The organism is Pseudomonas sp. Marseille-Q5117 (assembly GCF_946901175.1).
GTDB lineage: Bacteria > Pseudomonadota > Gammaproteobacteria > Pseudomonadales > Pseudomonadaceae > Aquipseudomonas > Aquipseudomonas iranensis.
On the sequence record NZ_CAMPPP010000015.1, the window covers coordinates 35001 to 50172 of the forward strand.

The 15172-nt window shown below is 59.9% G+C and carries 7 protein-coding genes and 2 rRNA genes (1 of these 9 running past the window's edge); 8 read left to right on the forward strand and 1 reads right to left on the reverse strand.

What is annotated here, in order from left to right:
* The 8 genes from OC605_RS21235 to OC605_RS21270 all read left to right on the forward strand — a co-directional run.
* Positions 1-2021 (forward strand): 23S ribosomal RNA (locus OC605_RS21235) (it extends 873 nt beyond the left edge of the window).
* A 147-nt stretch (positions 2022-2168) separates the two neighbouring features.
* A 5S ribosomal RNA gene (rrf, locus tag OC605_RS21240) occupies positions 2169-2284 on the forward strand.
* Positions 2285-2437: 153 nt separating this feature from the next.
* A complete protein-coding gene (gene recC, locus OC605_RS21245) occupies positions 2438-5890 on the forward strand; it encodes an exodeoxyribonuclease V subunit gamma (RefSeq protein ID WP_262139288.1) in 3453 nt (1150 codons plus the stop codon).
* Entirely contained in the window at positions 5887-9573 is a 3687-nt protein-coding gene (gene recB, locus OC605_RS21250) for an exodeoxyribonuclease V subunit beta (protein ID WP_262139290.1), read from the forward strand. Before recC ends, recB begins: the two co-directional genes overlap by 4 nt.
* Positions 9570-11678 carry an exodeoxyribonuclease V subunit alpha gene (gene recD, locus OC605_RS21255; RefSeq protein WP_262139292.1) on the forward strand — a complete coding sequence of 703 codons (2109 nt, stop codon included), beginning with the start codon at positions 9570-9572 and terminating at the stop codon, positions 11676-11678. The genes recB and recD overlap by 4 nt, the downstream gene beginning before the upstream one ends.
* A 119-nt stretch (positions 11679-11797) precedes the next feature.
* The gene (locus OC605_RS21260) at positions 11798-12367 is read left to right on the forward strand and encodes a YfiR family protein (protein ID WP_262139294.1); all 570 of its coding nucleotides are present in this window, start codon (positions 11798-11800) and stop codon (positions 12365-12367) included.
* Positions 12364-13632, forward strand: coding sequence for a diguanylate cyclase domain-containing protein (locus OC605_RS21265; RefSeq protein WP_110603516.1), 1269 nt, complete (start codon positions 12364-12366; stop codon positions 13630-13632). Before OC605_RS21260 ends, OC605_RS21265 begins: the two co-directional genes overlap by 4 nt.
* Before the next feature lie 43 nt (positions 13633-13675).
* The gene (locus OC605_RS21270) at positions 13676-14131 is read left to right on the forward strand and encodes an OmpA family protein (RefSeq protein WP_262139421.1); all 456 of its coding nucleotides are present in this window, start codon (positions 13676-13678) and stop codon (positions 14129-14131) included.
* Here OC605_RS21270 and OC605_RS21275 read toward each other — a convergent pair.
* The gene (locus OC605_RS21275) at positions 14128-15075 is read right to left on the reverse strand and encodes a LysR family transcriptional regulator (RefSeq protein WP_076565624.1); all 948 of its coding nucleotides are present in this window, start codon (positions 15073-15075) and stop codon (positions 14128-14130) included. The two genes, OC605_RS21270 and OC605_RS21275, sit on opposite strands and share 4 nt — an antisense overlap.
* Positions 15076-15172: the final 97 nt, after the last annotated feature.

Sequence of the window (15172 nt, forward strand, 5' to 3'; positions counted from 1 at the left end):
TCATCCCGACTTACCAAACCGATGCAAACTCCGAATACCTACAAGTGCCGAGCATGGGAGACACACGGCGGGTGCTAACGTCCGTCGTGAAAAGGGAAACAACCCAGACCGTCAGCTAAGGTCCCAAAGTTATGGTTAAGTGGGAAACGATGTGGGAAGGCTTAGACAGCTAGGAGGTTGGCTTAGAAGCAGCCACCCTTTAAAGAAAGCGTAATAGCTCACTAGTCGAGTCGGCCTGCGCGGAAGATGTAACGGGGCTCAAACCATACACCGAAGCTACGGGTATCACCTTCGGGTGATGCGGTAGAGGAGCGTTCTGTAAGCCTGTGAAGGTGAGTTGAGAAGCTTGCTGGAGGTATCAGAAGTGCGAATGCTGACATGAGTAACGACAATGGGTGTGAAAAACACCCACGCCGAAAGACCAAGGTTTCCTGCGCAACGTTAATCGACGCAGGGTTAGTCGGTCCCTAAGGCGAGGCTGAAAAGCGTAGTCGATGGAAAACAGGTTAATATTCCTGTACTTCTGGTTATTGCGATGGAGGGACGGAGAAGGCTAGGCCAGCTTGGCGTTGGTTGTCCAAGTTTAAGGTGGTAGGCTGAGATCTTAGGTAAATCCGGGATCTTAAGGCCGAGAGCTGATGACGAGTTACCCTTTGGGTGACGAAGTGGTTGATGCCATGCTTCCAAGAAAAGCTTCTAAGCTTCAGGTAACCAGGAACCGTACCCCAAACCGACACAGGTGGTTGGGTAGAGAATACCAAGGCGCTTGAGAGAACTCGGGTGAAGGAACTAGGCAAAATGGCACCGTAACTTCGGGAGAAGGTGCGCCGGTGAGGGTGAAGGACTTGCTCCGTAAGCTCATGCCGGTCGAAGATACCAGGCCGCTGCGACTGTTTATTAAAAACACAGCACTCTGCAAACACGAAAGTGGACGTATAGGGTGTGACGCCTGCCCGGTGCCGGAAGGTTAATTGATGGGGTTAGCTAACGCGAAGCTCTTGATCGAAGCCCCGGTAAACGGCGGCCGTAACTATAACGGTCCTAAGGTAGCGAAATTCCTTGTCGGGTAAGTTCCGACCTGCACGAATGGCGTAACGATGGCGGCGCTGTCTCCACCCGAGACTCAGTGAAATTGAAATCGCTGTGAAGATGCAGTGTATCCGCGGCTAGACGGAAAGACCCCGTGAACCTTTACTATAGCTTTGCACTGGACTTTGAATTTGCTTGTGTAGGATAGGTGGGAGGCTTTGAAGCGTGGACGCCAGTTCGCGTGGAGCCATCCTTGAAATACCACCCTGGCAACTTTGAGGTTCTAACTCAGGTCCGTTATCCGGATCGAGGACAGTGTATGGTGGGTAGTTTGACTGGGGCGGTCTCCTCCTAAAGAGTAACGGAGGAGTACGAAGGTGCGCTCAGACCGGTCGGAAATCGGTCGTAGAGTATAAAGGCAAAAGCGCGCTTGACTGCGAGACAGACACGTCGAGCAGGTACGAAAGTAGGTCTTAGTGATCCGGTGGTTCTGTATGGAAGGGCCATCGCTCAACGGATAAAAGGTACTCCGGGGATAACAGGCTGATACCGCCCAAGAGTTCATATCGACGGCGGTGTTTGGCACCTCGATGTCGGCTCATCACATCCTGGGGCTGAAGCCGGTCCCAAGGGTATGGCTGTTCGCCATTTAAAGTGGTACGCGAGCTGGGTTTAGAACGTCGTGAGACAGTTCGGTCCCTATCTGCCGTGGACGTTTGAGATTTGAGAGGGGCTGCTCCTAGTACGAGAGGACCGGAGTGGACGAACCTCTGGTGTTCCGGTTGTCACGCCAGTGGCATTGCCGGGTAGCTATGTTCGGGAAAGATAACCGCTGAAAGCATCTAAGCGGGAAACTTGCCTCAAGATGAGATCTCACTGGAACCTTGAGTTCCCTGAAGGGCCGTCGAAGACTACGACGTTGATAGGTTGGGTGTGTAAGCGCTGTGAGGCGTTGAGCTAACCAATACTAATTGCCCGTGAGGCTTGACCATATAACACCCAAGCAATTTGCGTCGAAAGGCCAGATTGCGGTGTGTGAAGACGAAACGAACCGAAAGTTCGAAACGCACAAACACCAGCTATCACATACCCAATTTGCTGAAGCGAGGCCATCTGGTCACGAGTCAGTACCCGAATTTCTTGACGACCATAGAGCGTTGGAACCACCTGATCCCATCCCGAACTCAGCAGTGAAACGATGCATCGCCGATGGTAGTGTGGGGTTTCCCCATGTGAGAGTAGGTCATCGTCAAGATTAAATTCCGAAACCCCAATTGCGAAAGCAGTTGGGGTTTTGTTTTGCCTGCGAGAAAGTTCTTACAGCCTTCGCAGACATCGTCCGGCTGTCACAGCCGGCCGACAATGCTAAGGTTCTGCCTCGGCTTCAGCGATTTTCCAAGGAATCCATATGTCGGACGCCCAGTCCCTCAACGCTGCATTCATGGTGGTTCAGAGCAACAGTCTCGATGAGCTGCGCAGCCTTGTGGTCAGCATCATGCGGCGCTATCCACTCGCACCCTTGGAAAATGAAATCGCTTTGGTGCAAAGCAACGGCATCGCCCAATGGCTCAAACTGGCATTGGCGGAGGATCCCGAAGACGACGACCTTGGCGGTTGCGGAATCGCTGCGGCGATTGACGTTCAACTACCCGGCAGTTTCATGTGGCAGCTCTATCGCATGGTATTGGGACGAGAAGAGATTCCGGCGAAATCCCTGCTCGATAAGGCTCCGCTGACCTGGCGCCTGATGCGCCTCTTGCCACAGGTAATCGATCGCCCCCACTTCGAGCCGCTGCAACGCTTCCTTACCCATGACAGCGATTTGCGCAAGCGCTATCAATTGTCAGAGCGTCTGGCCGACCTGTTTGACCAATATCAGGTCTACCGGGCCGACTGGCTGGAAGATTGGGCGGAAGGCCGCCACCAACTGCGCAATGTGCGAGGTGAAATCAAACCTCTGCCACCGACCAGTTGCTGGCAGGCCGAGTTGTGGCGAGCGCTGCTGGATGACGTCGGCGAACAAGGCATGGCGCAGAGTCGTGCCGGCGTCCATCAACGCTTCATGGAACGCATCAACACCCTTGATGAGGCTCCGGCTTCACTGCCACCGCGTGTGATCGTTTTTGGTATTTCTTCGCTACCCGCGCAGGTACTTGAAGCGCTCGCCGGTCTGGCACGTTTCAGCCAGGTGCTGCTTTGCGTACACAACCCCTGTCGCCATCACTGGGCCGATATCGTTGCCGACAAGGATCTGCTGCGGCATCAATACAAGCGGCAACAACGCAAAAGCGGGATGCCAGTGGTACTTGACGCCGAGACCCTGCATCAGCACGCGCATCCGTTGCTGGCCGCTTGGGGCAAGCAAGGTCGCGACTATATCAACCTGCTCGACAGCTACGACGACCCCAACAGCTACCGCGCAGCCTTTCGTGACGGCCGCATCGACCTGTTCAGCGAAGCCCAGCCCCACAACATGCTCAACCAGCTGCAGGACGACATTCTGGAGTTACGCCCCCTTAACGAGACACGCGAACTCTGGCCTGCGGTCGATTCAACCCAAGACCATTCAATACGTTTTCACATCGCCCACAGCGCCCAGCGTGAAGTCGAGATCCTGCACGATCAACTGCTGGCGCGTTTCAGTGCCGACCCGGACTTGCGCCCCCGCGACGTAATCGTCATGGTCCCGGATATCGACAGCTATGCACCGCATATCCGCGCGGTTTTCGGTCAGCTCGATCGATTCGACACGCGCTTCATTCCGTTCACTTTGGCGGATCAGGGCCAGCGTGGACGTGATCCGTTGCTAATCGCGGTCGAACATTTGCTCAAATTGCCGGACAGTCGTTTCCCGGTCAGTGAGATCCTCGACCTGCTCGATGTCCCGGCCCTGCGTGCGCGATTTGGCGTAGAAGAACGCGACCTGCCAACTTTGCATCGCTGGATCGAAGGCGCCGGCGTGCGTTGGGGCATGAGTGCCGAGCAACGGGCCGGTCTCGGTTTGCCGGAGGAACTGGAGCAGAACAGCTGGCATTTCGGCCTGCGCCGAATGCTGCTGGGCTACGCCGTCGGCAGTGCCGACGCATGTGCAGGTATCGAGCCTTACGACGAAATTGGTGGGCTTGATGCTGCCCTGATCGGTCCACTGGTGGCTCTGCTGGATGCCCTGGAAATCGCTCATCGGCAACTCACGCAACCGGCTCAACCGAAAGAGTGGGGGCTGCGTTTGCAGGCGCTGATGCAGGTGTTCTTTCAGGCGAGCAACGAGCACGACGACTACCTGCTGACCCAGTTGGAGGAGCTTCGCGAAACCTGGCTCGAGACCTGCGAGGCGGTCGGGCTGACTGACGAACTGCCGCTGACTGTCGTGCGCGAAGCCTGGCTCGCCGGGCTGGATCAGGGCCGTTTGTCGCAACGATTCCTCGCCGGTGCGGTGAATTTCTGCACTTTGATGCCGATGCGCGCGATTCCTTTCAAACTGGTCTGTCTGCTGGGCATGAATGACGGCGACTATCCGCGTGCCCAACCGCCTCTGGATTTCGACCTGATGGGCAGCGATTACCGACCTGGCGACCGCTCACGGCGTGAAGATGACCGCTACCTGTTACTCGAAGCGCTGTTATCCGCACGCACTCAGCTCTATATCAGTTGGGTCGGTCGCAGCATTCGCGACAACAGCGAACGACCTGCCTCGGTGCTCATCGGCCAGTTGCGCGATCACCTCGCCAGCGGCTGGCGTTCAATCGACCCAAGCCAGGATCTGTTAGACGCGCTGACCGAAGAACATCCCCTGCAACCTTTCAGCGCCCGCTATTTCCACGAAGGCGAGCAACTGTTCAGCTACGCCAGCGAGTGGCAGGTGTTGCATCAAGAGAAAGCGCAGCATAGTGAAGCACCCTTACTCGCGCCATATGTTCAAGAGGAACCGTTGACGCTGGCATTGCTGCAGGATTTTCTGCGTAATCCGGTTCGGCATTTTTTCACCCAGCGTCTCAAGGTCTATTTCGAGGCGGCGCAAGCGCCGTTGGCCGATGAAGAACCTTTCGTGCTGGACGCGCTACAGCGCTACACGCTGAGCGACAGTTTGCTGGAAGCCGCACTCAGCCAGCCGGAGGATGTCGAACAGGCGCTGCAAGCCCGGGCGCTGCGCCTGCAAAACAGTGGCTTGTTGCCGATGGCTGGCTTTGGCGAATGTCTGCAGCGCGAGTTGATCGAACCGCTGCCGGATCTTCTGCAGCGTTATCAACAGTTGCTGACGTTATGGCCGACGCCGTTGACCAGTGCGATCCCGGTCAGTCTCGACCTGCAAGGTTTGCGGCTGGAGGGCTGGCTCGCAAACCTGCATCAACGCGCCGATGGCGGTCTGCTGTCGGTCACGACCATTCCCAACAGCATCGGCTCGATCAAAACTCGCAAGTGGCATCGGCTGACCAAACCGTGGGTCACCCATCTGGTCGCCTGCGCCAGCGAGCATGCGTTGACCACGGCATTGGTCGCCAGTGATGACACATTGTTGCTGGAGCCAATGGAGCGAGACCGAGCGCTGCGTTTGCTCGGTGACCTGCTTCTTGCGTGGCAATCAGGCATGCGCCAACCCTTGCCGATTGCGATAAAAACCGCGTTCGCCTGGTTGTCTCAAACTGAGCCGGTCAAAGCCGAAGCCTCTGCACGAAAAGCCTATGAAGGTGACGGCCAGACCAGCGAGGGCGAGCGGCGTGAAAGCCCGGCACTGCTCCGGCAATATCCCGATTTCGATGCACTGTTGGCAGACGAAACCGTCACCGGCTGGTGCGACGCCTTATACCGCCCATTATTCGAAGCGCCTTGGCGTTCCTTGTCCAGCGAAGGTGCGCGCGCATGAGTACCAAAACACCGTTGGCACTGGCCTTCCCGCTGCGCGGCAGTCAGTTGATCGAAGCAAGCGCAGGCACCGGCAAAACCTTCACGATTTCGGCACTTTATCTGCGGCTGATTCTCGGTCATGGCGGCGAGGCAAGCGGTTTCGCACGCGAACTGCTGCCGCCGCAGATCCTCGTAGTGACGTTTACCGACGCTGCCACCAAAGAGCTGCGTGAACGGATTCGGACACGCTTGGCTGAGGCCGCGCGATTCTTCCGCGATGAAATCACCGCCCCCGACGGACTGATTGCCGAGTTGCGCGAACAGTTCGATCCGCAGCAATGGCCGGGCTGCGCCAACCGCCTCGATATTGCCGCGCAGTGGATGGACGAAGCCGCCGTCTCGACCATTCACAGCTGGTGTCAGCGCATGCTGCGCGAGCATGCGTTCGACAGCGGCAGCCTGTTCACGCAATCCCTGGAAACCGATCACAGCGATTTGCTTGGCGAAGTGTTGCGCGATTACTGGCGACTGTTCTGCTACCCGATGCAGGGCGATGCGCTGAACTGGGTGCGCAGCAATTGGGGTGGCCCCGCAGCATTGTTGCCTCGGGTACGAGGCTTGTTCGCCAGCGAGCGTGACACCGATGAAGGCAAGGTGCCTGCGGAGCTGATCGCCGAGTGTTTACTGGAGCGGCGAGCAGCATTGGTCGAACTGAAAGCGCCTTGGCGTGATTGGGCAGACGAACTGCTCGCGCTCTGCCATGAAGGCGTCGCCAGCAAAACCGTCGATGGCCGCAAGATGCAGGCGCGTTATTTCGAACCCTGGTTCGAGAAACTCAAGACCTGGGCCGAAGACGAGGCGCTTGAGCAACTGGACATTGGCACCGGCTTCACCCGTCTGACATCCGAAGGCATGGCCGAGGCCTGGAAAGGCCAGGCCCCGAGTCATCCGGGGCTGGACGCCATGTCCGCACTCAAATCGAGCCTCGACGCATTGCCGACGCCCGATGCCGCTGTTCTGCAACACGCTGCCAAGTGGGTCGGTGCACGCTTCGAAGAAGAGAAGCGTCGCCGCGCAGAAATGGGATTCGACGACATGCTGTTGCGTCTGGATGCCGCGCTGCAATCGGAGGGCGGCGAGCGTCTGGCAACGCTGATCCGCGAGCAGTTCCCGGTCGCGCTGATCGACGAATTCCAGGACACCGATCCGGTGCAATACCGCATCTTCGAAAGCATCTACCGCATCGAAGACAATCACCCTGACACCGGCCTGTTCCTGATCGGCGATCCCAAACAGGCGATCTACGCCTTTCGCGGTGCCGACATCTACACCTACCTGCGCGCACGTCAGGCCACCACCGGCCGTTTGCATACGCTCGGCACCAACTTCCGCTCCAGCCACGGTATGGTGACAGCGGTCAATCACGTATTCGAACGCGCCGAGTCTCGAGAACAGGGACGCGGCGCGTTTTTGTTTCGCGAGAAAACCGGCGAAAACCCGGTACCGTTCCTTCCGGTCGAGTCTCAGGGACGCAAGGAAACGCTGCGGATTGCCGGGCATGACGTCGCGGCACTGAATGTCTGGCTACTGCCCAGCGATCAGCCACTGTCCGGCGCGATCTATCGTCAGCAAATGGCCGCCGCCTGCGCGAGCCAGATCACCGCACTGCTCAATGGCGGGCAAACCGGTAGCGCTGGTTTCGTTCAGGCGGACGACTTCCGAGGTTTGCGTCCTTCGGATATCGCGATCCTCGTCCGCGACGGTAAAGAGGCCCAGGCCGTACGCGCCGAACTCGCCGCCAGAGGGGTGCGCAGTGTTTATCTGTCAGACAAGGATTCCGTGTTCGCCGCGCAAGAGGCGCACGACCTTCTGGCGTGGCTGAAGGCTTGCGCCGAACCCGATGTCGAACGCTCGCTCAAGGCTGCGCTGGCCTGCACCACCCTGAACCTGCCGCTGATCGAGCTGGAACGCCTGAACCAGGATGAAATGGTCTGGGAAGCCCGGGTCATGCAGTTCCGCGGCTATCGCGAGCTCTGGCGCAAACAGGGCGTGTTACCGATGTTGCGCCGCCTGCTTCACGATTTCCATTTGCCGCAGACCCTGATGCAGCGCAGTGACGGCGAGCGCGTGCTGACCAACCTTTTGCACCTCTCGGAACTGATGCAGCAAGCCGCCGCTGAACTGGACGGCGAGCAAGCATTGATCCGCCATCTGGCCGAGCTGCTGGCACTGTCCGGTCAGGCCGGTGAAGAGCAGATTCTGCGTCTGGAAAGCGACGAGCAACTGGTCAAAGTGGTGACCATTCACAAATCCAAGGGGCTGGAATATCCGCTGGTGTTCCTGCCATTCATTTGCTCGGCGAAACCGGTGGATGGCAGCCGTTTGCCGCTGCATTACCACGACGCTGCGGGCAAGGCGCAGATCAGCCTCAAGCCGACTCCCGAGTTGATCGCCTTGGCTGACGATGAGCGTCTGGCCGAAGATCTGCGTCTTCTGTATGTCGCATTAACGCGCGCGCAGCATGCCTGCTGGCTGGGCGTCACCGATCTCAAGCGCGGCAATAACAACAGCTCGGTGTTGCACCTGTCTGCGCTGGGTTACTTACTCGGTGGCGGTGCCGCTTTGGGCGAGTCCAGCGAATTGAATCGCTGGCTGCGCGATCTGCAGCAAGACTGCGCGGCAATTGGCATCGGCGAAATGCCTCAGCCCACTGACGAACATTACCAGCCGCCGCGCAATGAAGCAGTGCTACGAGCGACGCTACGGCCCAAGCGCAAAGCCAGTGAAAACTGGTGGATCGCGTCGTACAGCGCCCTGCGCATCAGCGACATAATGAGCATCGGCAGCGATGAAGCACCGGACAGTCCGCAGGCACAAAAGCTCTTCGACGACGAGCGCCTCGACCCCGACGCGCCACGAGAAATCATCAGCGGTGGCGCCGATATCCACCGTTTTCCCCGTGGCCCCAATCCCGGCACCTTTCTGCATGGCTTGCTCGAATGGGCGGGCGCTGAAGGTTTTTCGGTTACCCGCGAAGCGCTGGAAGATGCGATTGCCCGGCGTTGCAACCTGCGCGGCTGGCAAGGCTGGATTACCACGCTGACTGACTGGCTGCAGCATTTGCTCAAGTCGCCGTTGCCGATCGCTGGCGGGCAACCGCCGGTGGTTCTTGAGCAACTGAAGCAATACCGCGTCGAGATGGAGTTCTGGTTCGCCAGCCACAAAGTCGACGTGCTCAAGCTCGATGAACAGGTGCGCCAGCACACCCACAATGGCGTCGCTCGTGTTGCGGCAGAACCGGTGCAACTCAACGGCATGTTCAAGGGCTTTATCGACCTGACCTTCGAGCACGCTGGCCGTTATTACGTCGCCGATTACAAATCCAACTGGCTCGGCGTGGATGATCAGGCCTACACCGTGCAGGCCATGGAGCAGTCGATCCTCGATAACCGTTACGACCTGCAATACGTGCTGTATCTGCTGGCACTGCATCGCCAGTTGAAGGCGCGGCTGGCGGATTACGATTACGACCGCCATGTCGGCGGGGCGCTTTATCTGTTTCTGCGCGGAACGCGTGCGGAAAGTCGCGGCGTGTACTTCGTGCGGCCACCACGGGAATTGATCGAACGCCTCGACCGGATGTTCCAGGGCAAACCCGAACCCAAGTCCGAGCCCGCCTGGGAACAGGGAGTCCTGCTATGAGCCGCACATTCGCCGATCTGCTGCCGACACCGCTGGAAGCGGACAGCCTGTCGAAACTCTCGCCGCTGACCCGCGCCGATGATTTGCTGTTGTTGCTGAGCCGTTGGGTCGAGCGCGGTTGGCTGCGCGCGCTGGACCGCGCCTTTGTCGCTTTCCTGCATGAACTCGAGCCCGAGACCGACCCGTTGGTGCTGCTGGCGGCGGCGTTGACCAGTCACCAACTCGGCCATGGTCATGTGTGTCTGGATTTGTTCGAAACCCTCAAGGCGCCGGATTTTGCCCTGTCATTGCCGCCCGAAGGCGATGTGCAGGGCGGTGTGTTGTTGCTGCCTTCGCAATTGCTCGAAACGCTCGATGGAGCCCATTGGTGCAAAGTGCTGGCAAGCAGCTCGCTGGTCGCGCTGGCCGCCGATGCCAGTGAACCAGCGCAGACACGTCCGTTGGTGCTGTCTTCGAAACGCCTGTACTTGCGCCGCTACTGGACCTACGAACGCCGCATCGATGCAGCGTTGCGCCAGCGCTTGATGCAACCGGAGCCGACGCCGGATGATCTGCCGCAGCGTCTGAACGAATTGTTCGGCGGCGCGGAATCCGCAGCTGTCATCGATTGGCAGAAACTCGCCTGTGCGCTCGCTACGCGCAGCGCCTTCAGCATCATCACTGGCGGCCCGGGCACCGGGAAAACCACCACGGTGGTGCGCTTGCTCGCGTTGCTGCAGGCACCGGCCGTCGAGGCTGGCCATCCGCTGCGCATTCGTCTGGCCGCACCGACCGGCAAGGCCGCTGCACGTTTGACCGAGTCGATCAGTCAGCAAGTGCAATCACTGCAAGTCGCCGAAGCGGTGCGCGCGGCGATCCCCAGCGATGTGACCACCGTGCACCGTCTGCTCGGCAGTCGACCGGGCACCCGGCATTTCCGTCACCATGCCGGCAACCGCCTGCCGCTTGATGTGCTGGTGGTCGATGAAGCGTCGATGATCGACCTGGAAATGATGGCGAACTTGCTCGACGCCATGCCGGCCCATGCTCGGCTGGTGCTGCTGGGCGACAAGGATCAGTTGGCCTCGGTCGAGGCCGGTGCGGTGCTGGGCGATCTGTGTCGTGACGCCGAGGGCGGTTGGTACAGCCCGCAGACGCGGCAATGGCTGGAGTCAGTCAGTGGCGAGTCGTTGCAGGGCAGCGGTTTGCATGAAGATCGCGACGGCACCCACCCGCTGGCGCAGCAAGTGGTGATGCTGCGTCACTCGCGCCGCTTCGGCGAGGGCAGCGGTATCGGTCAGCTCGCGCGCCGGGTCAATCAGCAATTGGCCGATGAGGCGCGACAGTTGCTCGCCGCTGGCGGCTACGACGACGTGTATTCGCTGCCGCTCAAAGGCGAGCACGATCACAAGCTCGAACGCCTGCTGCTCGAAGGTCACGGCAACGGCCCGCAAGGTTATCGCCATTACTTGAGCGTACTGCGCGATCAGCGTCCACCGTCGACGCGGCCTCTTGAGCATGCGGACTGGACCGATTGGGCGCGGGAAGTCTTGCAGGCGTTCGATACGTTCCAGATGCTGTGCGCGGTGCGCAAAGGGCCGTGGGGCGTTGAAGGTCTGAACCAGCGCATTACCGCTGCGTTGCTCAAGGCGCGTCTGATCGAGAGCGATCAGCAGTGGTATGAAGGTCGGCCGGTGCTGATGACCCGCAACGACTATGGTCTGGGCCTGATGAACGGCGACATCGGCATCGCTCTGAAACTGCCCGAGCGTGAAGGCGCAGAGATCGGCAAAACCGTTCTGCGCGTGGCCTTCCCGCGTAACGATGGACAGGGCGGCGTGCGCTTCGTGTTGCCGAGTCGGCTCAATGATGTCGAAACCGTGTACGCCATGACGGTGCACAAGTCCCAGGGTTCTGAGTTCGCCCATACGGCGCTGATCCTGCCGGATGCGTTGAACCCCGTGCTGACCAAAGAACTGATCTACACCGGAATTACTCGCGCCCGGCACTGGTTCACCTTGATCGAGCCACGTGCCGGCGTGTTTGAGGAAGCGGTGCAGCGCAAGGTCAAGCGTCTGAGCGGGCTGATGCTGGAACTGGAGGAGGGCACCGAGTCTCAGGGATGAAGTGATGAATGACCGACAACGAATACTGACCAACCGGTCAGAGGCAGGTGCCTCGCTGGTGTTCTGGCGCTGTGCTATCGTTGCGGCATCATTTCGTTACGCTCCAAGAGAATCCCTCCATGAAGGTGGCCGTCTGGGCGACACAGCGTGTGGTTGCTTGCCAGCGCGCATTGCTGATCGTTTTGCTCTGGTTGTTCACGGGCAGCGTCATCGCCCAAGCGCAAACCGGGCCGGCCGAGCAACGGGCCAAAGCGGTCACGCAAGTGGTGCTTGGCATCCTCAGTTATGCACGCTGGCCGGTGGAACCGGCGCAATTGCGCCTGTGCATCGTCGGCCCCACCGAATACACCGATGACCTGGTCAAAGGCACCACCCAAGCCACGGGCCGGCCGGTGGCTGTGCGGCGTCTGCTGGCAGACAACCCGGGCATCGTCAGCGAATGCGATGCGGTGTACATCGGCAAGCTCACCGCCGATGAACGCAGTCGTCTGTTTGCATCGTTGATCGGGCACCCGGTGCTGAGCATCAGCGAAGCCGACGATCAATGCACCGTCGGCAGTCTGTTCTGCCTGCGCGTTGGCGATGAACAAGTGTCGTTCGAGGTCAATCTCGACTCCGTGGCTCGCAGTGGTGTGCGCATACACCCCAGCGTGTTGCAGTTGTCCCGTCGCAAAGCGGCGGCGCCATGAAGCTGTTCAGTTGGAAGGCTCGTCCCACCCTGGGCTCGGTCATCGGCCGTGGGCATTTGATTGTCGCGCTGGTGGCGGTGGCAATGGCCAGTGTTTCGCTGACCTTGCTGGGCGTGCTCGCGCTGCGGGTGTATGCCGACCACAACCTGCACTTGATCGCCCGGTCGATCAGCTACACCGTCGAAGCGGCCGTCGTGTTCAACGACAAAGCGGCGGCAACCGAGGCGCTGGCGATCATCGCTTCCACCGAGGAGGTGGCGGATGCCCGAGTGCTGGACGCGCAAGGCCAATTGATCGCGCAATGGCAGCGCGCCGAAACCGGCTTGTTCTCCGAGCTGGAAATGCAGATCACCCGCGCCATTCTGGAAAAACCGGTCAGCCTGCCGATCGAGCATCAGGACCGCGAAATCGGTCGGGTCCTGCTCATCGGTCACGGCGGCAGCCTGATGCGCTTCCTGCTCAGCGGCCTGGCCGGGATTGTGCTCTGCACCGCGATCAGCGCCTGGGTCGCGCTCTATCTGGCGCGGCGGCAGTTGCGCGCGATCATCGGCCCGTTGCACAGCCTCGCCGCCGTCGCCCACGCCGCCCGTAGCGAACGAGCGCTGGATCGGCGCGTGCCGCCGGCGCAAATCGCTGAACTGGATAATCTGGGCAACGACTTCAATGCCTTGCTCGGCGAACTCGAGTCGTGGCAAACCCATCTGCAGAACGAAAACGAAACCCTCGCCCATCAAGCGACCCACGACAGCCTCACCGGGTTGCCCAACCGCGCGTTTTTCGAAGGCCGCTTGATGCGCGCCTTGCGCAACGGCAAAAAACACGATGAGCGGGTCGCCGTGCTGTTTCTCGACAGCGACCGCTTCAAAGGCATCAACGATAACTTCGGCCACGCCTCGGGCGACGCCGTGCTGGTGGCGATCGCCAATCGAGTGCGAGCGCAATTGCGCGAGGATGATCTGGTCGCGCGGCTGGGCGGCGACGAGTTCGCCGTGCTGCTCGCGCCGCTGCACACGGTCGAAGACGCTGAGCACATCGCTGACAAGATCCTCGCCAGCATGGACATGCCGATCACCCTGCCCGGCGACAGCAGTGTAGTGACCTCGCTGAGTATCGGCATCGCCGTTTACCCCGATCATGGCGCCACGCCGGGTGCCTTGCTCAACGCAGCGGACGCGGCGATGTATCAGGCCAAGCGCCTGTCGCGTGGCGCGCAATTCACCGCCGGGTCGGAGCGCCCGGTCGATTCCGTTCACACCAGGAGCTGATGCCGTGTTCACTCTTCCCGTTCGACTTTTTTCCGCATTGCTGATGATCGCCGCGCTGACCCTGAGCGGTTGCCAGACCGCCCCGCAGAAAGGCCTGACACCGGCGCAGGTTGCCGTGCTCAAACAGCAGGGTTTCGAGTTGACCGACGACGGTTGGGAGTTCGGCCTGTCGGGCAAAGTGCTGTTTGGCAGCGATGTCGAAAGCTTGAACGCAGCCAGCACGGAAATCGTCGAACGCATCGGCAAGGCGCTGCTCGGCGTGGGTATCGAGCGCGTTCGGGTAGATGGCCACACCGATGCGTCGGGCAAGGAAACCTACAATCAGCAACTGTCGCTGCGCCGGGCCAAGAGCGTCGCCAACGTCCTCGGCACGGTCGGCATGAAGTCGGAGAACATTCAGCTGCAAGGCCTCGGCAGCAGCGAGCCGGTGGCTTCCAACGACACCGCAGCGGGGCGCACGGAAAATCGCCGGGTGTCGATTGTGGTCAGCGCCGATTAATCGGCAAAGCGCATCTCCCGCGTTTCACCCATCAACAGCGCCTGATTACGCTCAGTCACCTCGCGAATGTAATCCCACAACAAGGTAATCCGCTTCAACTTGCGCAGATCCTCGCGGCAGTACATCCAGAACTGCCGGGTGATGTCGATTTCCTCCGGCAACACCGGCAGCAATCGCGGATCCTGCGCGGCGAGGAAGCACGGCAGGATCGCCAGCGAGCGCCCCTGCTGCGCGGCGACGTATTGCGCGATCACGCTGGTGCTGCGCAAATGCGCGCTGGCGCCGGGCAGCACGTTGGCCAGGTAGAGCAGTTCCGAGCTGAACGCCAGGTCATCCACATAACTGATGAATTGATGCTTGCTCAAATCGGCCGGGCGGCGGATCGGTGGGTGTTTGTCCAGATAGTCCTGGGTTGCGTACAGCTGCAAACGGTAGTCGCAGAGTTTGCAGCAGACGTACGGCCCGTGCTCCGGCCGCTCGAGGGCGATGACGATGTCGGCCTCGCGCTTGGACAGGCTGATGAAGTGCGGCAGCGGCAGGATGTCCACCGAGATTGCCGGGTAGGCGTCGACGAAGTGGCTCAACTGCGGGGTGATGAAGAAACTGCCGAAGCCTTCAGTACAGCCCATGCGCACGTGCCCGGACAGGGCAACGCCCGAGCCCGAGACTTGCTCGCAGGCCATGTGCAACGTGCTTTCGATCGACTCGGCATAACCGAGCAAGCGCTGGCCTTCAGTGGTCAGGACGAAACCGCTGGTGCGGGATTTTTCGAACAGCAATGTGCCCAGCGCCGCTTCCAGCGAACTGATCCGTCGCGACACCGTGGTGTAGTCGACAGCCAGGCGTTTGGCGGCGGTGCTGGCCTTGCGGGTGCGGGCGACTTCAAGGAAAAACTTCAGGTCGTCCCAGTTCAGCGAGCCTAGCGAGGTGATGTTTTTTTGCATGATGGTCGGGCTTATATGTGCGTTCTTATTAGAAGTTTGCACATCTATACTCCAAAAACAGTCCGACAACCAATTCGTGACACACGCCTCATCTCAA

Bases quoted from the DNA above. Each gene is read 5' to 3' on its own strand.
- recC (WP_262139288.1), top strand. From the start codon at position 2,438: ATGTCGGACGCCCAGTCCCTCAACGCTGCATTCATGGTGGTTCAGAGC.
- recB (WP_262139290.1), top strand. From the start codon at position 5,887: ATGAGTACCAAAACACCGTTGGCACTGGCCTTCCCGCTGCGCGGCAGT.
- recD (WP_262139292.1), top strand. From the start codon at position 9,570: ATGAGCCGCACATTCGCCGATCTGCTGCCGACACCGCTGGAAGCGGAC.
- OC605_RS21260 (WP_262139294.1), top strand. From the start codon at position 11,798: ATGAAGGTGGCCGTCTGGGCGACACAGCGTGTGGTTGCTTGCCAGCGC.
- OC605_RS21265 (WP_110603516.1), top strand. From the start codon at position 12,364: ATGAAGCTGTTCAGTTGGAAGGCTCGTCCCACCCTGGGCTCGGTCATC.
- OC605_RS21270 (WP_262139421.1), top strand. From the start codon at position 13,676: ATGATCGCCGCGCTGACCCTGAGCGGTTGCCAGACCGCCCCGCAGAAA.
- OC605_RS21275 (WP_076565624.1), bottom strand. From the start codon at position 15,075: ATGCAAAAAAACATCACCTCGCTAGGCTCGCTGAACTGGGACGACCTG.